Origin of the sequence: Marinimicrobium sp. C2-29, from assembly GCF_038419845.1 — a bacterium.
Taxonomy (GTDB): Bacteria; Pseudomonadota; Gammaproteobacteria; order Pseudomonadales; family Cellvibrionaceae; genus Marinimicrobium.
Genome location: NZ_JBCAQT010000009.1, coordinates 155,780 through 173,675 on the forward strand (window position 1 = coordinate 155,780; position 17,896 = coordinate 173,675).

15 protein-coding genes and 1 tRNA gene are annotated in these 17,896 nt (G+C 59.9%); 15 read left to right on the plus strand and 1 reads right to left on the minus strand.

Translation table 11 applies throughout. The features are described 5' to 3' along the window. Positions 1-106: 106 nt before the first annotated feature. Positions 107-1,204, minus strand: coding sequence for a beta-N-acetylglucosaminidase domain-containing protein (locus AAE484_RS10605; RefSeq protein ID WP_341938361.1), 1,098 nt, complete (start codon positions 1,202-1,204; stop codon positions 107-109). 97 nt (positions 1,205-1,301) lie between these two features. Between AAE484_RS10605 and AAE484_RS10610 the strand changes: the two genes are divergently transcribed. From AAE484_RS10610 to AAE484_RS10680, 15 genes are all read left to right on the plus strand, one after another. After that, positions 1,302-1,466, plus strand: coding sequence for a hypothetical protein (locus AAE484_RS10610; protein ID WP_341938362.1), 165 nt, complete (start codon positions 1,302-1,304; stop codon positions 1,464-1,466). Positions 1,467-1,549: 83 nt separating this feature from the next. After that, positions 1,550-3,199, plus strand: coding sequence for a glucose-6-phosphate isomerase (gene pgi, locus AAE484_RS10615; RefSeq protein ID WP_341938363.1), 1,650 nt, complete (start codon positions 1,550-1,552; stop codon positions 3,197-3,199). A gap of 363 nt (positions 3,200-3,562) precedes the next feature. Further along, positions 3,563-5,377, plus strand: coding sequence for a phosphogluconate dehydratase (gene edd / locus AAE484_RS10620; RefSeq protein ID WP_341938364.1), 1,815 nt, complete (start codon positions 3,563-3,565; stop codon positions 5,375-5,377). Between the two features lie 65 nt (positions 5,378-5,442). Continuing rightward, entirely contained in the window at positions 5,443-6,921 is a 1,479-nt protein-coding gene (gene zwf / locus AAE484_RS10625) for a glucose-6-phosphate dehydrogenase (protein ID WP_341938365.1), read from the plus strand. Continuing rightward, a complete protein-coding gene (gene pgl, locus AAE484_RS10630; RefSeq protein WP_341938366.1) occupies positions 6,921-7,625 on the plus strand; it encodes a 6-phosphogluconolactonase in 705 nt (234 codons plus the stop codon). Before zwf ends, pgl begins: the two co-directional genes overlap by 1 nt. Before the next feature lie 49 nt (positions 7,626-7,674). Beyond that, positions 7,675-8,307: a bifunctional 4-hydroxy-2-oxoglutarate aldolase/2-dehydro-3-deoxy-phosphogluconate aldolase gene (eda, locus tag AAE484_RS10635; protein ID WP_341938367.1), complete on the plus strand. Its 633-nt coding sequence runs from the start codon at positions 7,675-7,677 to the stop codon at positions 8,305-8,307. Positions 8,308-8,410: 103 nt separating this feature from the next. After that, positions 8,411-9,421 (plus strand): type I glyceraldehyde-3-phosphate dehydrogenase, encoded by a 1,011-nt coding sequence (gene gap / locus AAE484_RS10640; RefSeq protein WP_341938368.1) that lies wholly within the window; start codon positions 8,411-8,413, stop codon positions 9,419-9,421. A 17-nt stretch (positions 9,422-9,438) separates the two neighbouring features. Then, entirely contained in the window at positions 9,439-10,887 is a 1,449-nt protein-coding gene (gene pyk / locus AAE484_RS10645) for a pyruvate kinase (protein ID WP_341938369.1), read from the plus strand. A 115-nt stretch (positions 10,888-11,002) separates the two neighbouring features. Next, positions 11,003-11,824, plus strand: a complete 822-nt coding sequence (locus AAE484_RS10650; protein WP_341938370.1) for a M23 family metallopeptidase — start codon at positions 11,003-11,005, stop codon at positions 11,822-11,824. Between the two features lie 80 nt (positions 11,825-11,904). Beyond that, positions 11,905-12,102: a Trm112 family protein gene (locus tag AAE484_RS10655; protein ID WP_341938372.1), complete on the plus strand. Its 198-nt coding sequence runs from the start codon at positions 11,905-11,907 to the stop codon at positions 12,100-12,102. A 51-nt stretch (positions 12,103-12,153) separates the two neighbouring features. Then, on the plus strand, positions 12,154-14,757 hold the full coding sequence (gene alaS, locus AAE484_RS10660) for an alanine--tRNA ligase (RefSeq protein ID WP_341938373.1): 2,604 nt from the start codon (positions 12,154-12,156) through the stop codon (positions 14,755-14,757). A 109-nt stretch (positions 14,758-14,866) separates the two neighbouring features. Beyond that, the gene (locus AAE484_RS10665) at positions 14,867-16,114 is read left to right on the plus strand and encodes an aspartate kinase (protein ID WP_341938374.1); all 1,248 of its coding nucleotides are present in this window, start codon (positions 14,867-14,869) and stop codon (positions 16,112-16,114) included. A 222-nt stretch (positions 16,115-16,336) separates the two neighbouring features. Beyond that, complete coding sequence (gene csrA, locus AAE484_RS10670) at positions 16,337-16,531, plus strand: carbon storage regulator CsrA (protein WP_341938375.1); 195 nt, start codon at positions 16,337-16,339, stop codon at positions 16,529-16,531. Between the two features lie 302 nt (positions 16,532-16,833). After that, positions 16,834-16,924 (plus strand) — tRNA-Ser (locus AAE484_RS10675). Positions 16,925-17,271: 347 nt separating this feature from the next. Next, positions 17,272-17,790 carry an REP-associated tyrosine transposase gene (locus AAE484_RS10680; RefSeq protein WP_341938376.1) on the plus strand — a complete coding sequence of 173 codons (519 nt, stop codon included), beginning with the start codon at positions 17,272-17,274 and terminating at the stop codon, positions 17,788-17,790. Positions 17,791-17,896: the final 106 nt, after the last annotated feature.

The following is a 17,896-nucleotide window of genomic DNA, read 5'->3' on the forward strand; positions in this document are numbered from 1 at the left end:
CATTGTTGAATGGAAAGGTTGAGTGGATAAGGTTGATCGAAAAGTCTTTTGGTCAATGTGACCATGCTATCAGTAATGCGCCCGGTCGTCTTTCGGGCGCGGGCTTTCAGTCGGTCAGGCAGGCCGGGTCAAACGCATAATCCCCATTGAGCCAGTCCCGCAGCTCGCGTGCTTCGGGTTGGGTGAAGGCCTCGTAGTGGCTTCTGACGCTCTGCCGCTCCTGCTGGTCCATCTGTGCCAGTCCCCGGTCCTGAAATGTTGCCTGGTCGGCGATCAGTTGCCTGGCCAGGTCCGGGGGGCACTGGGCGTGGCAGGCTTCCGCAAAAGCTTCCACCGGGCGGTAGCGATCGCCCTCGCGGTAAGCCTGGGGCAGGGTCCGCAGTGGAATTTTTGACAGCGCTGGCTGGTTCATGGGGTTGACCGCATGTCCGGCCACCAGCCCCCGCAGCCCGGTATGAGACTCGGGGTAGGCCATCAGTTGCAGCAATTGGGATTTTTCCGCGCTGTCGTTGACCGGGTAATTGTCCCACAGAAAGGGTTTGCGCCTGAGCCATTCGCTGACTTCCAGCAGGTGTTCCCTCGGGTAGTCGGTGGAGCAGACTTTGGGGCCGGTCCAGAAAACATCCACCTGGTCAGGCAGTTGCCGGCCCAGGGTTTCCCAATAGTGCGCCGGGCGGGCGCCAAAGACTTTTTCCAGGACCGGGTCCAGACTGTAATAGGTGGGGCATAGAATCAACTGGGTCGCCGATGTGACCTCGGCGGCCGTTGTGGCCAGCTCCGCCTGGCGGAGGGCCAGCTCGGGCAGGTCGCCGCGCATGTCGTCGAACAGCAGACACAGAATATCGGGCTCCAGCTCGTTGATCCGGCGGACCTTCTGCTCCAGCAGGCGGTGACTCTCGGGAGAGGGCTGGCGATAGAGCTCCAGGGGGCTCAGGCCGATACCAAACCGGATGCCGGCCTGGCGGTAGGACGCGCGCAGGCGACGGAGCTCATTCCATTCGGGCTCGGGCCAATCCTGTTGCCACTCCCGACGCAGATAAGGATCGGCTTTGGGGGCGTAGAGGTAGAAATCAAAGTTGTGTTCGGCCAGAAAGCCGGCGTAGTCGCGGCGGGCCGACCAGGGCCAGTGGCGGCCAAAGAAGCCTTCGATCACGCCCAGGGGCGGAATGGCCGTTACAGATGCCGTTGTTTCGCGGTGCGTCATGAGGTTCGGGTGCCTTGGGTTCCGGGGCTCCAGCTTACCCCTTGAGAGGCCTCGGGAAAAGCCGCTCAAATTGACTTTTTCACCCTAAGTGCTTACTATGCCTGCCTTTTCAGACGACGCTCATTTTCTCGCGGCGCCCGCGTTGGTGGCGCTCTCCGAGTTGGGACACCCCGATTCATTCGCGCTGTTTGCCGCCCGGTCAGCCGATGCGCTGGCCGGCGCGATTGCCCGGTTCAATGCTGGCAAGCGAGTGACAAAATGAGTGGTCGGTTCCGTCGGTGGCGACAGTCCCGGCAACAAAACCCGATACCAATGGCCCGCGGTGGCGGATAGAGAGGTCGTACTATGGCAAGTCCCACCCAGTTTCCCAGTTGGCAAGCGCTTTCCAAAAACGCTCAAACCCTGCGTCAGCGCGAGCTCAAGTCCCTGTTTGACGAAGATCAGGGGCGCTTCGACGCCTTCTCCATCAAAGCTCCCCAGCTGCTGTTCGACTACTCCAAGAATCTGATCACCGAAGAGACCCGCAAGGGCCTGCTGGCGCTGGCCGACGATGCCAAGGTCGCCGACTGGCGCGACCGCATGTTTGCCGGCGAGCACATCAATCGCACCGAAGACCGGGCGGTCATGCACGTGGCGCTGCGGGATCAATCCGGCGAGCCGATCATGATTGACGGTGAAGATGCCCGGCCGCAGATTGAGCGTGAGCTCAACCACATGCGCGAGCTGGTATCCAGTGTTCGCTCCGGCGAGTGGAAAGGCTTCTCCGGCAAGCGCATCACCGACGTGGTCAGCATCGGCATTGGCGGCTCCAACCTGGGTCCGCTGATGGTGACCGAGGCGCTGACAGCGTATCAGGACGACACCCTGACAACACACTACGTGTCCAATGTCGACGGTTTCCAGATTGCCCAGGTGCTGGATCGGGTCGACCCGGAAAGCACCCTGTTCATCGTCGCCTCCAAGACCTTTACCACCCTCGAGACCATCACCAATGCCAACACCGCGCGTGACTGGTTCCTCAAGGGTGGCGGCAGTGAAGACAGCACCAAACAGCATTTTGTGGCGGTGTCTACCAACGTGAAGAAAGCCGTGGAATTCGGTGTGGCGGAAGAGAATATTTTTGAAATGTGGGACTGGGTCGGCGGCCGCTTCTCACTCTGGTCCACCATTGGTCTGCCTATCGCGTTGCAGCAGGGCTTTGAGGCCTTTGAAGAGCTTCTGCAGGGCGCCTATGAGATGGATCGCCACTTCAAAGAGGCACCGCTGAGCGAGAACGCGCCGGTAATGCTGGCGCTGGTCGGAATCTGGAACCGCAACTTTCTGGGCTATCCCGCCCACGCACTGCTGCCCTACGACCAGTGCCTGCACCGTTTCCCGGCCTACATGCAGCAGGCGGAAATGGAAAGCAACGGCAAGTCCGTCAACTGGGCCGGCGAAACGCTGGAATACCCCAGTGTGCCGCTGATCTGGGGCGAAGTGGGCATCAACGGTCAGCACGCCTTCTACCAGTTTCTGCACCAGGGCACTGACATCATTCCGGCCGACTTCATCGGCTCGGTGAAAGGCACGGTGGATGTACCGGGTCACCACGACGCGCTGATGGCCAATATGTTTGCCCAGACCGAAGCTCTGATGAAGGGCATCGACGCTGACCAGGTCCGGGCCGACCTGAAGGCCAAGGGCATGGATGAGGCGCGCATCGAGGAAATCGTGGCACACAAGGTCCACCGTGGTAACCGCCCGACCAACACCCTGTTGATGGACAAGGTGACCCCGCGCTCACTGGGGGCGCTGATTGCGCTCTATGAGCACAAGATCTTTGTTCAGGGCATCATCTGGCAGATTCACTCCTTTGACCAGTGGGGTGTGGAGCTGGGTAAAGTCCTGGCCGCCGGTATTCAGCCCGAGCTGGCTGAAGGGCAGGCGGTAAGCGACAAACATGATGCTTCCACCCGCAGTCTGATAAACTACTACAAACAAGCAAAGCAACAGTAGAGGCTGTACCCGGTGGCAGAGCGCCGCCGGGGAGGCCCTATTGGCCATAAGAGGGCGCCCGCAGGCGCCCCGACCGCTGAAACGGAGACATGTGAGAGAACCGGCTGGCATCGAGTGGCAAAGAATCACGAGAGCCCCCGGAGCATTCGACCGTGAAATTAGCAAGCCAGGCAGGTGAATTCTGACAGCGGGCCCTGATCGCGGGGCCTGTGCGCGGATCCGGGTGGCCCAGGCCCCCCGGAAATCAGCCCATCCGTGAAAGGATGAGCGCGCGATGTCAGACGACGCCCCCGCTTACAGCATCCCCCTTTGCGGGAGGAGCCGTCGCGCCTGGCTGGATGTCAAGCAATCTATGGTGCTGAAATGACTCACAAAAGACTCTCCGAAATTACCCAGCGGATTATCGACCGAAGCCGCGACACCCGGGCCGCCTATCTGGAGCGGATTGAACAGATGCGTTCGGATGGTCCCTCGCGGTCTCGCCTCTCCTGCGGCAATCTGGCGCACGGTTTTGCCTCGGCCGACGGTGAAGAAAAACAGATGCTTTCCGACAGCAATGCCCCCAACCTCGGCATTGTGACCGCCTACAACGACATGTTGTCGGCCCACCATCCTTATGGTGACTATCCCGAAAAGATCAAAAGAACGGCGTTTGAGTCCGGTGTGACCGCCCAGGTGGCCGGCGGCGTGCCGGCCATGTGCGATGGGGTGACCCAGGGCCAGGACGGCATGGACCTGTCGCTGTTCAGCCGCGACGTGATTGCCATGGCCACCGCGGTATCGCTGTCTCACAACATGTTCGACGGGGCCATGTGTCTCGGTATCTGCGACAAGATCGTTCCCGGTCTGATGATCGGCTCACTGTCGTTCGGCCATCTGCCTGTGGTGTTTGTGCCCGCCGGCCCGATGACCCCGGGTCTGCCCAATGCGGAGAAGGTGAAAGTACGCCAGCTCTTTGCCGAGGGTAAAGTGGGCCGGGCCGAGCTGCTGGAGGCCGAGAGCGCCTCCTACCACAGCCCGGGCACCTGCACCTTCTACGGCACCGCCAACAGCAACCAGATGCTGATGGAGATGATGGGCATGCAGCTGCCGGGCAGCTCCTTCGTCAATCCCGGCACCGGCATGCGCGACAAGCTCACCGAAGCGGCCGTGAAGCAGCTGGTCAAGCTGACCGAGCGGACGGATCAGTACACGCCCATGGCCCAGGTCATCGATGAGAAGGCGGTCGTCAACGGCATCATCGGCCTGTTGGCCACTGGTGGTTCGACCAACCACGCCATTCACCTGGTGGCCATGGCCCGGGCGGCCGGGGTCCAGATCAACTGGCAGGACATGTCCGATCTGTCCGATATCATCCCCTTGATGTGCCACATCTATCCCAATGGCCTGGCCGATATCAACCGCTTCCAGGCCGTTGGCGGCATGGGCTTTCTGATCCGCAGCCTGCTGTCGGAAGGCCTGATGCACGAAGATGTCAAAAACATCATGGGCGACAGCATGGCCGAGTACGCCAAGGAGCCCTTCCTGGAAAACGACGAGCTGGTGTGGCGCGATGCGCCCACCGAGAGTCTGGACGACGACGTGCTCCGGCCCGCCGCCAAGGCCTTCAGCCCCACCGGTGGCATGAAGCTGCTCAAGGGCAATATGGGTCGCTGTGTCATCAAGGTGTCGGCCGTCAAGCCCCAGAATCGCGCCGTCAAGGCGCCCGCCAGGGTGTTTTACCGCCAGGAAGATCTGCAGGCGGCGTTCAAGGCCGGCGAACTGGATCAGGATTTCGTCGCCGTGGTGCGCTTCCAGGGGCCCCGTGCCAACGGTATGCCCGAGCTGCACAAGCTGACTCCACCGCTGGGGGTCCTTCAGGATCGTGGCTACAAGGTGGCCCTGGTCACCGATGGCAGGATGTCCGGTGCCTCTGGTAAAATCCCCGCAGCAATTCACCTGACACCGGAAGCGCTGGATGGGGGTCCCATTTCGCTGGTGCAGGACGGGGACATGATTGAGCTGGACGCTGAAGCCGGCACCCTGGAATTGCTGGTGTCGGAAGAAGAGCTCAAAGCACGCAAGCCCGATCAATCGGATATCTCGGCCAGTCATTACGGCACGGGCCGTGAACTGTTCGCGCCCATGCGCGCCGAGGTGGGGCTGGCAGAAGAGGGTGCCACGGTTTTCCGCTGGTAGTGAGAGCCCGGCGGGTCAGACCGGCCGGGGCCAACCGCAAGCACAGAATATAAGGTTTTTAATCCATGCTCGAAGCATTTGATTTTGTAATATTTGGCGGTGCCGGTGACCTGGCTCTGCGGAAACTGATTCCCGGTATGTATCGGGCCTATTGTAATGACGAGTTGCCCGAGGGCACCCGGATCTTTGGGACCAGTCGCCGCGAAGAGGATATTACCCAGTACCACCAGAAAGTGCGGGCGGCGGCCGAAGAGCATCTGCGCGAAGGCGAGTTCGTCGCGGAAAAATGGGATCAGTTTGCCAAGTGCGTTCATCCCCTGTTTCTCGATATTGCCAACCACGACGAGAACTGGGAAAAAATGGCCGAGACGCTCAAAGCCGGCAACAAGCAGCGCGTTTTCTACCTCTCAACTCCTCCCAGTGTTTTCGGTGTCTGCTGCAAGCACATTGCAGAGAGTGATTTGATCAGTCCGACCACCCGGGTCGTGGTTGAAAAACCCCTGGGCTATGACGCCCAGTCCGCCGAAGCCATCAATTCGGAAATCGCCGAGTATTTTGAAGAGAGCGCGATTTACCGCATTGACCACTATCTGGGCAAAGAAACCGTCCAGAATCTCCTGGCGCTGCGTTTTGCCAATGGCATTTTCGAGCATCTGTGGGATGCCAAAACCATCGATCACGTGCAGATCAGCATCTCGGAAACCGTCGGCCTGGAAGGTCGCGCCGGTTTCTACGACGGTGCTGGTGCGCTGCGCGACATGGTGCAGAACCACCTGCTCCAGCTCTTGTGTCTGGTCGCCATGGAGTCGCCCAATAAGCTGACCGCCGACAGCATCCGCTCGGAAAAAATCAAGGTGCTCGAATCACTGCGCCCGCTCAAGGGCGATGCGGTCAAGTGGCATACCGTGCGCGGCCAATACGTGGCGGGTGAAATGAACGGCGAATCGGTGCCGGGCTACCTGGATGAACTGGGTAAGGAAAGCACCACCGAGACCTTTGTCGCCATTCGCGCCCACATCGACAACTGGCGCTGGTCGCGGGTGCCGTTTTACCTGCGCACGGGTAAGCGGATGGAAAAACGCTGTGCGGAAATCGTCATTCAGTACAAAGACGTCTCCCACGAAGTCTATCCCAGCTCAGCCGGGCCCCTGTCGCCCAACCGCCTGGTGATCCGTCTGCAGCCGGAAGAGAGTATCCAGATGGTGCTGATGTCCAAGAATCTGGAAAAGCATGACACCGAGTTGTTGCCGGTTGCGCTGAACCTGAATCTGGCCGAAACCTACAAACACTTTGTCAGTGATGCCTACAAGCGTCTGATGCTGGATGCGGCGGCGGGTGATCCCAGCCTGTTCATTCACCGTGCCGAGGTCGATGCCGCCTGGGCCTGGATCGATCCCATCATTGAAGCCTGGCAGCGTCCGGAAAACCGGCCGTTGGCCTATGCCGCCGGCAGCAACGGCCCGGAGGCCTCCGAAGAGTTGCTCAGCGGTGATGGCTGTCACTGGTTCAATATTGATGATCTCCTGCCGGAAGGGAAAGGGTAATGCTCGAAGAGAAATTGTTTGAAAACCGTGAAGCGCTGCTGGCGGCCCTGCAGGAAGACTGTGTGGCAGCGCTGCAGGCGGGATTGGATGAGCGCGAGCAGGCCAGCTTTCTGGTCTCCGGCGGCAGTTCGCCCGCTCCTTTGTACCAGCGTCTGAGCCAGATCGCGCTGGACTGGCAGAATATCCATGTGGCGCTGGTGGATGAGCGCTGGGTTGAGCCGGGCCACGCGAAAAGCAATCAGTCATTTGTCGAGAAAAACCTGTTGCAGCATCAGGCGGCCACGGCTCCGTTTACTGCCATGAAAAACTCGGCGGGCAACGCTGACGAGGGTCTGGCGGAGTGCGAAAAAAGCTATCAGACGCTGCCTTCCCCCTTTGATCTCACCATCCTGGGTATGGGGCCGGACGGTCACACCGCTTCGCTGTTTCCGGAAGCCGAAGGGCTGGATCAGGCGCTGAGCACCGATGCGTTGTGTGCGGCGATCAATGCCCACCAGAGCGACGTTACCGGTGAGTATACCGAACGCATGACACTGAGCCTGGCCGGTCTTCTGAACTCCCGTCGGTTGGTGCTGCTGATTACCGGCGATGAAAAACTACAGGCCCTGAGAGCCGCACAGGCGGGTGACGATGTTCGCACCATGCCCGTGCGCGCCGTACTGCAGCAGACGCGTGTACCGATTACGCTCTACTGGGCGCCTTGAGAATCTTGAGAGTATTGTCCAATCAACCCAATCAATGAGGAAAGCAACTGTGGCTTTAAGTATCGATAAAATTCTCCAGGTCGCGCCCGTGGTCCCGGTGATGGTGGTGGAGCGTCTGGAAGATGCGGTGCCGCTTGCCCGGGCACTGTATAACGGCGGCCTCAAGGTGCTTGAAATCACCTTGCGTACCCCCGTGGCCCTGGAAGCGATCAGCGCCATGGTCAAAGAACTGCCGGATGACGCCGTGATCGGCGCCGGCACCATCGTCACCCCGGACGATCTGCAAAAGGCCGTGGATGCCGGCTCCAGTTTTCTGGTGAGCCCCGGCACGACTCCGGCACTGATCGAAGCCGCCAAGGCCAGCTCCGTGCCGTTGTTGCCCGGTATTGCCACACCCAGTGAGGCCATGAACCTGCTCACCCAGGGGTTCAAGTACCTCAAGTTTTTCCCGGCTGAGTCCGCCGGCGGTGTGTCCATGGTGAAATCCATTGGTGGTCCGCTGCCGCAGATCACTTTCTGCCCGACCGGTGGCATCAATCTGGCCAAGGCGCCCGAGTACCTGGCGCTGCCCAATGTCGCCTGTGTGGGCGGTACCTGGATGGCCCCGAAAAATCTCATCGCCGAAAAGCGCTGGGATGAAATTGAAAAGCTGGCGCGCGAGGCAGCGCAGCTGGAGCGTTGATTGCCAGAGTGACGCTTTTGAACATCAGATCTATCGAACGGACTGTTTTCGACACCAAATTTGTTAATTTCGATACCGAATCAATCAATCAGGAGATAAATGAATGACCATTAAAGTAGCAATTAACGGCTACGGCCGTATTGGCCGAAATGTGTTGCGCGCGCTGTACGAAAGCAACTACCGCGATCGTATCGAAGTAGTGGGTATCAACGATCTGGGCGATGCCGAGATGAATGCTCACCTGACCAAGTACGATTCGGTCCACGGTCGTTTTCCCGGTGAAGTCTCCGTTGATGGCGACAAAATGATCGTGAACGGTGATGCGATCCAGATCACCTCCGAGCGCGATCCGACCAAGCTGCCCTGGGGCAAGCTGGGCGTGGACGTGGTTTACGAGTGTACCGGTATCTTTACCAGTGGTGACAAGGCCAAGGCGCACATTGAAGCGGGTGCCAAGAAAGTCATCATCTCCGCGCCGGGCACCGACATTGACGCCACCGCCGTATATGGCGTCAACCACAAGAGCCTGAAGGCCACCGACACCATCATCTCCAATGCGTCCTGCACCACCAACTGCCTGGCGCCGGTCGCCAAGGTACTGAACGACAAGTTCGGTATCGAGCAGGGCTCCATGACCACCATTCACTCCTACACCAACGATCAGAACCTGAGCGACGTCTACCACAAAGACATTTATCGCGCGCGCTCGGCCACCCAGTCCATGATTCCGACCAAGACCGGTGCGGCCAAAGCCGTGGCGCTGGTACTGCCGGAGCTGGAAGGCAAGATTGACGGCATGGCGGTGCGGGTACCGACCATCAACGTCTCTCTGGTTGACCTGAACGTTCTGCTGTCCAAAGACGTGACCGTCGAAGAAGTCAATGCGGCCATGAAAGAAGCGGCCGAAGGCGAGATGGCCGGCATTCTGGAGTATTGCGACGAGCCGCTGGTGTCGATTGATTTCAATCATCATCCCGCGTCTTCCAACTACGACTCCCTGCAGGCCAAGGTTTACAACGGTCGCTGGGTCAAGATCATGTCCTGGTATGACAACGAGTGGGGCTTCTCCAACCGCATGTTGGACAACACCCTGGCGCTGATGCAGGCCAAGTAAATTACTGAGAGAGACTTATGTTAAGACGTACTAAAATCGTCAGCACTCTGGGGCCGGCATCCGAGTCCCCAGAGGTGCTGGAGAAGCTGATTCTGGCCGGCGTCAACGTCGTGCGCCTGAACTTTTCCCACGGCTCAGCCGACGACCACAAAAAGCGGGCCGAAATGGTGCGCGAGCTGGCGGCCAAGCACGGGCGCTTTGTGGCAGTGCTGGGTGACCTTCAGGGGCCCAAGATCCGCATCTCGCGCTTCGCCAACGGAAAAATCCAACTGAACCTGGGTGACAAGTTCGTTCTGGATGCCGGGCTGGACAGCAATGCCGGTGATCAGAACCAGGTGGGCATCGACTACAAAGAGTTGCCCGGTGACTGTAAGCCCGGTGACAACCTGCTGCTCGACGATGGTCGCGTGGTTCTGGAAGTCGAAAAGATCGAAGGCAAACGCGTTCACTGCATCACCCGTATCGCGGGCCCGCTGTCGAACAACAAGGGCATCAATCGTCAGGGCGGTGGCCTTTCGGCGCCGGCATTGACCGACAAGGATCTGGCCGATATCAAGACCGCCGCCCAGATCGGTGTCGATTACCTGGCCGTGTCGTTTCCCCGCAGTGCGGATGACATGAACAAGGCACGCAAGTTGATGCGCGAAGCAGGCGGTGAGAAAGCCGGCCTGGTGTCCAAGATCGAACGCGCCGAAGCGGTCGCGGATGATGAAACACTGGATGCGATCATCGAAGCCAGCGACGCGGTCATGGTGGCTCGGGGCGACCTGGGTGTCGAGATTGGCGATGAGTCTCTGATTGGTGTGCAGAAGCGCATCATCGAGCGCTCGCGTGCCCTCAACAAGGTGGTGATCACGGCAACCCAGATGATGGAGTCCATGATCGAAAGCCCCATGCCCACCCGGGCAGAAGTGTTCGACGTGGCCAATGCCGTACTCGATGGTACCGATGCGGTCATGCTTTCGGCCGAAACGGCGGCCGGCGACTTCCCGGTGGAGACTGTGGAAGCCATGGTGCGTATTATTCTCGGTGCCGAGAAGCACCCGAGCGCCAGCGCCAGCACCTACCGTGTGGATCAGCAGTTCAAGAGCATCGACGAGTCCATTGCCATGGCGGCCATGTACACGGCCAACCACCTCACGGGCGTCAAGGCCATCCTGTCGCTGACCGAGAGTGGTTCCACCCCCCGCCTGATGTCACGCATTGGCTCGCAGCTGCCGATTTTCGCATTCTCCCGGCACACCGACACCCAGCGTCGGGTTGCCCTGTATCGCGGCGTCAAACCAGTGCCTTTCGACTCTACCGATGCTCCCAATTTTGAGGATCATATGCGCGCGATTGACGTGCTCAAGGGTCAGGGTTATCTGGCGGATGGCGATCTGGTGATCGTCTCCAACGGCGATAGCAATCAGCTCGGTGGCACCAACACCATGAAAGTGTTGCGTGTGGGTGATCAGTTGGTCTGATCGCCGTTACCGAAGCTATAGGCACAAAAACGCCCCGATTGTTCGGGGCGTTTTTGTTTGGCCCTCTGTGCTAAGCTGAAGCTCTGGTTTTATTCTGACAAACGGGTGGGTATCTATGTTGAGCAGGCATTCGATTCTGGCGGCGCTGCTGATGTTGGTCAGCCCGGCGGCTCTGGCTCTGGAAATTCTCGATGGCGACTGGCAACAGGGCGCGGTCATCCGGGGCAAAGTCGAGCCGGGCAGTGAGGTTCGTCTGGGCGAGAAGCGCCTGCGGGTCGCCGATGAAGGGCTTTTCGTCCTGGGTCTGGACCGCAACGCCGAAGCCGAGGCGGCGATCACGGTGATTGGCCCCGACGGAGAGGAGCAGAGCCACCGCTTTGATGTCGCCCGGCGCGATTACGAGATTCAGCGTATCGAAGGTGTCCCCCAGAGCACCGTGACGCCCAATGCCGAGCAGGTCGCCCGCTCCCGCAAAGAGGCGGAGCTGGCCTGGAAAGCGCGCCAGGTGGAATCCGGCCTGACCGGTTTTACCCAGGACTTTCAGTGGCCTTTGACCGGTATTATCACCGGCGTCTACGGCAGTCAGCGGTTCTACAATGGTGAGCCACGCTCTCCTCACTACGGCGTGGATATTGCCGGTCCCGAGGGCGCCCCGGTGGCCGCCCCCGCCGGTGGCGTGGTCACTCTGGCTTACGACGACATGTTTTTTTCCGGAGGCACACTGATCGTGGATCACGGCCACGGCCTGTCATCCACTTTCATCCACCTGCACAAGATTCTGGTGGAGGAGGGCGAAGAGGTCGAGCAGGGCCAGACGATCGCCGAAGTGGGTGCCACCGGCCGGGCGACCGGGCCGCATCTGGACTGGCGCATGAACTGGTACGACCGGCGGGTGGACCCCACGACCCTGGTGGGCCCCATGCCGGAGTCCGACTAGCGGCGCTTTGGTGAGGCGAGTAGCCTGCCGAGGCGCTGCGGTGTAAGATATCGCTTTTATTTCATCCCCCGAGGGGCGCTATGATCGACAAAAAACTGCTCAGTATTCTGGTCTGCCCGGTGACTAAGGCCAGCCTGGAATACGATGCCGAGAAACAGGAATTGGTCTGTCGGGCCAGTGGCCTTGCCTACCCGATCCATGACGATATTCCGGTAATGCTCGAAAGCGAGGCGCGCCAGCTGACGCTGGAGGAGCGGGAACAACTCGCCCGCCGCTGATTGCCGCTGCCCGATCGCCCCCACTACCCAGCAACGAACCACGGACACTCTATGAAGAGCGCAGAAATTCGCGACGCCTTTTTGCAGTACTTTCAACGCCAGGGGCACACCGTCGTGCCCAGCAGCTCGCTGGTGCCGGGCAATGACCCGACCCTGCTGTTTACCAACGCCGGCATGGTGCAGTTCAAGGATGTGTTCCTGGGAGAGGACCCGCGCGACTACACCCGGGCGGCCAGCTCCCAGCGCTGCGTGCGTGCCGGCGGCAAGCACAATGACCTGGAAAACGTGGGCTATACTGCGCGTCACCACACCTTCTTTGAGATGCTGGGCAACTTCAGTTTTGGCGACTATTTCAAGCACGACGCCATTCGTTTTGCCTGGGAATTTCTGACCCAGGTGCTGGAGCTGCCCCCGGAGCGGCTCTGGGTCACGGTGCACACCAGTGACGACGAGGCGGCCGACATCTGGATCAAGGAGATGGGCGTCAGCCCCGAGTGCTTCTCGCGCCTGGAGGAGGACAACTTCTGGCAGATGGGCGATACCGGCCCCTGCGGCCCCAGCTCGGAAATCTTTTACGACCACGGGCCGGACGTGCCCGGCGGCCCCCCGGGCAGTGACAATGATGATCTGGATCGCTACATCGAGATCTGGAACCTGGTGTTCATGCAGTACGAGCGCCAGAGCAACGGCGAGCTGAAGCCGCTGCCCAACCCCTCCATCGACACCGGAATGGGGCTGGAGCGTATTGCCGCGGTCATGCAGGGTGTGCACAACAACTACGACATCGATCTGTTCCAGCATCTGCTCAAGGCCGCCGCCCAGGCAACCGGTTGCGACGATCTGGCCAACAAATCCCTGCGGGTGATTGCCGATCACATCCGTTCCTGCTCCTTTCTGATCAGCGACGGGGTCATGCCCTCCAACGAAGGGCGCGGTTATGTGTTGCGCCGCATCATCCGCCGGGCCGTGCGCCACGGCCACCAGTTGGGGCAGCAGCAGGCCTTCTTCCACCAGCTGGTGGGGGCTCTGGCGGAAGTGATGGGCGAGGCCTATCCGGAGCTGCACGAGCGCCGGGCCCAGATTGAAAAAGTCCTGCTGCTCGAAGAGGAGCAGTTTGCCAAGACCCTGGATAAGGGTATGGCGGTATTGGAAGACACCCTTGAGGACCTGAAGGGTAACGAGATTCCCGGCGACGTGGTGTTCACCCTGTATGACACCTACGGCTTTCCGGTGGATCTGACCAACGATATTGCGCGCGAGCGCGGTCTCAGCATCGACATGCGTGGCTACGATGAGGCCATGGAAGCCCAGCGCGCCCGGGCCCGGGCCGCCGGCAGCTTCAAAGTGGACTACACCGCGGCCGGGCTCGATCTGCCCAAAACCGAGTTTCTGGGCTACACCCGCCTGGCGGAGAGCGGCGAGATAGTGGCGCTGCTCAAAGACGGTCAGGCCGTGGACCGGCTGGAGGAGGGCGATGAGGGCGCTGTGGTGCTCGATCGCACCCCTTTCTACGCCGAGTCCGGCGGCCAGGTGGGCGATACCGGTTATCTCGAATCGGGGGACAACGTCCGATTTGAAGTGCGCGACTGCACCAAAGAGGGCGCCAGCCACCTGCATGTGGGTCGTCTGCTGCACGGTGCCCTGGCGCTGGGCGATACCCTGAGTGCCCGGGTCGATGCCGGCGTGCGTCAGGCCACCGCGCTCAATCACTCGGCCACCCACCTGCTGCACGCTGCCCTGCGTCAGATCCTGGGCGAGCACGTCACCCAGAAAGGGTCTCTGGTGGATTCCGAGCGTCTGCGCTTTGATTTCTCCCATTTCGAGGCGCTCAAGCCCGCCGAGATCAAGGCGATCGAAACGCTGGTGAATGAGCAGATTCGCGCCAACACCGAAGTTCAGATCGAAGTCTGCGACATGGAAACCGCCAAGGCCAAGGGCGCCATGGCGCTGTTTGGTGAGAAGTACGGCAATGAAGTGCGTGTGCTCACCATGGGCGATGGTTTTTCTGTCGAACTCTGCGGGGGCACACACGTGCGCCGCACCGGCGACATTGGCCTGATGCGCATCACCGCCGAGTCCGGCGTGGCGGCCGGCGTGCGCCGGATTGAAGCGGTCACGGGGGAGGGCGCTCTGGAGGTGTTCGACGAGCTCGAGCAGCTGACCGACAGCACCGCCCAGGCGCTGAAAACCCGCCGCGCCCAGGTGCCGGAAAAGGTGCAGCAGTTGCTGACGCAAAACCGCAAGCTGGAAAAAGAGCTCACCGCCATGAAGGCCAAGCTGGCCACGGCCGGCAGCGGTAACCTGCTCGATGAGGTGGTAGAAGTGGCCGGCGTCAAGGTTCTGGCCATCAAGCTCGAGGGGGCCGACGGCAAGTCCCTGCGCGAGAGCGCCGATCAGCTCAAAAACAAAATCGGCAGTGGTGTGGTGCTGCTGGCCGCCGTCGAGGGCGATAAGGTCTCTCTGGTGGCGGGCGTGACCAAGGATCTGACCGCGAAGCTCAAAGCCGGCGACCTGATGCGCGAAGCGGCCGCCAGAGTGGACGGCAAGGGCGGAGGCCGCCCGGACATGGCGCAGGGCGGCGGCTCCGACCCGGCGGGCGTGCCCGAGGCACTGAAACTGGCCGCCTCCTGGGTCGAGTCACAGATTTCCGGGTAAAACACCGGAAAACGCAAAATAAAGCTTTCCACATTGGCGCGATTTGCATTAAATTGCGCGTGTTGAGGGGCGCGAAAAGCCGCCTGAATGGTTGAGGGATAGATCGAGCATGAGTTTGTTCGTACAGAAATACGGTGGTACCTCGGTGGGCACGGTCGAGCGCATCGAGGCAGTGGCCGACCGGGTCGCCAGCTTTCGGGCCGAGGGCCACGATATGGTGGTGGTCCTCTCGGCGATGAGCGGAGAGACCAACCGCCTGATCGGCCTGGCCCAGCAGATCCAGGACACGCCCGACCCCCGGGAGCTGGACGTCCTGGTCTCCACCGGTGAGCAGGTCACCATCGCGCTCCTGTGCATGGCGCTGAAAAAGCGCGGCTGGGACGCGCGCTCCTACACCGGGGGGCAGGTCCGCATCCTCACCGATCAGGCCCACACCAAGGCGCGGATTGAAGCCATCGATGACGCCAGAATGCGCTCCGACCTGTCCGCCGGCCGGGTGGTCGTGGTCGCCGGCTTCCAGGGGGTGGATGGCGATGGCAATATCACCACCCTGGGGCGCGGTGGCTCTGATACCACCGGCGTCGCGCTCGCGGCAGCGCTAAAAGCCGACGAATGTCAGATCTATACTGACGTGGACGGCGTATACACCACTGACCCCCGGGTAGTCGAGCGGGCCCGGCGTCTGGAGAAGATCACTTTTGAAGAGATGCTGGAAATGGCCAGCCTCGGCTCCAAGGTGCTGCAGATACGGGCGGTGGAGTTTGCTGGCAAGTACAAGGTTCCCCTGAGGGTGCTGTCGAGCTTTAAAGAAGGCCCCGGCACCCTGATTACTCTCGATGAGGAAGACGACACCATGGAACAGCCGATAGTCTCCGGCATAGCATTCAACCGCGATGAGGCCAAGGTGACTCTGGCCGGCGTACCCGATACCCCGGGTGTGGCCGCCAGGATCCTGAGCCCGGTGGGCGCGGCGAATATTGAAGTGGACGTGATCGTCCAGAACGTCGGTGCCGATAACACCACGGACCTGACGTTCACCATCAACAAAAGCGATCTGAAGAAGACCCTGGGCATTCTGGAGCAGGTTGCCCGGGATGTGGGGGCCCGGGAAGTCCGCGGTGACGACCGTGTCGCCAAAGTGTCCATCGTCGGGGTCGGGATGCGCTCTCATGCGGGTGTGGCCTCCACCATGTTCACCGCTCTGGCGGACGAAAACATCAATATCCAGATGATCACCACCTCTGAAATCAAGATTTCGGTGATTATTGAGGAACGTTATCTCGAGTTGGCGGTGCGCTGTTTGCACACCGCGTTTGAGCTGGATAGTGAGCCGGAAGAAAGCCGGCTGCGGGGTTAGCGGTTGCTTGGCAAATCTGTTAAAGTAGCGCCGCATTAAGAAAGCAGGGAGAAAAAGATATAATTGGGAGCAAAAATGTTTGTCCTTATCGCCGACTATGGTCAATACTTCAAGGGGGTTTGCGGTATGACCGCCCATTCGGCGACTGGGGTTAGCCGAGAAGCGGCAGAGGACGATGGAGTCTTAGCCGTGTTCTTACAGGATGAGTGAAGGAGATTTAACATGTTGATTTTGACACGCCGTATTGGCGAAACGCTGATGGTAGGTGACGAGGTCACCGTGACTGTCCTGGGTGTAAAGGGCAACCAAGTTCGCATTGGTGTCAACGCCCCCAAGGATATCGCGGTTCACCGCGAAGAGATCTACCAGCGCATTCAGCGCGAAAAGCAGACCCAGGACGAACAGCCGGAAGACTGATTGTTCCTCTCCTGGCTTGCTTGGGCAGTACCCCCGGGTGCTGCCCGAGTGAAGCTGGCCGTTGTAATCTGGCGGGTGATTCATGGTGACCAAAAGCTGGACAAAGCATCGTTCAGACAGGGGCTCTGATCATGGCGGGTTGTACTGAGCCCTGAATCCCAATATTGGGAAGAAACCCCATTTTTTTGCATTCACACCATCTCAAGCCTTTGATTTTTCGTGAGATATGGTATGATGCGCCGCACTTGTCGAGTGGCACTGACGCAGTGTCGACACATTACGGCAATATACGGAAAAAATACGGAGAGGTGGCCGAGTGGCTGAAGGCGCTCCCCTGCTAAGGGAGTATACCCTAATCCGGTATCGAGGGTTCGAATCCCTCCCTCTCCGCCATACAAGAAACCGCCCCAATCGGGGCGGTTTTTTTATGCGTGCGTGACGCGATTTATGGCGGATGCGCCTTAGGCTCCGAAACGTCGGACCGATCCGCCCTACGAATACCTCGAGGCTCACTGTAGGGCGGATAAGCGTCAAGCGCATCCGCCAAATATCGTAGCGCGGATCGGTCCGAAGCATCGGAACCTAAGGCGCATCCGCCAATACCCCCCTACAGTCGAAAAACTTGAATACCATCACAATTCTATAAACCCCGGTCGCACAAAACCGCCTCCCGTTTTCCCTACTGCGCCAGCTCACGATAATATTACCTAATACCCCATTTCCAGGGACTGGAGATCGAAATGCCCCATTATCGGCGCAACTACCTTCCCGGCGGTACCTATTTCTTTACCGTCACCCTCTCTGACCGACAGAGCGACTGGTTGGTGCAATACATAAGCACCCTGCGCGACGCCGTCCGACGAGTGCAGCAAACCCGGCCCTTTACCATCGATGCCTGGTGCGTGTTACCCGAACATCTGCATGCCATCTGGACCTTGCCGGCGCACGATGCCGATTATTCCAATCGATGGCGAGAGATCAAGAAAATCTTCTCCAAGACTGTTGTCGCCTCAGAGCGGTTGCCCCGGCAAATCGATATTTGGCAGCAACGTTTTTGGGAACACACCATTGTTGACGAGCGGGATTACCGTCAACACCTGGATTATGTGCATTTCAATCCGGTCAAGCATGGTTGGGTCAACCGGGTGCAGGATTGGCCTTATTCGACCTTTCATCGTGCGGTTCGGGAGGGTCTTTATCCGCTGGATTGGGGCGGGGGGGAGTCGGTTGATATGAGGTGTGGTGAGAGGGGAGAGTGATGGCGGGCTTGTGAGGTTGGGGTTGGCGGATGCGCTTGACGCTTATCCGCCCTACAAAAAACTCGTAGCAATCCGTAGGGCGGATAAGCGTCAAGCGCATCCGCCA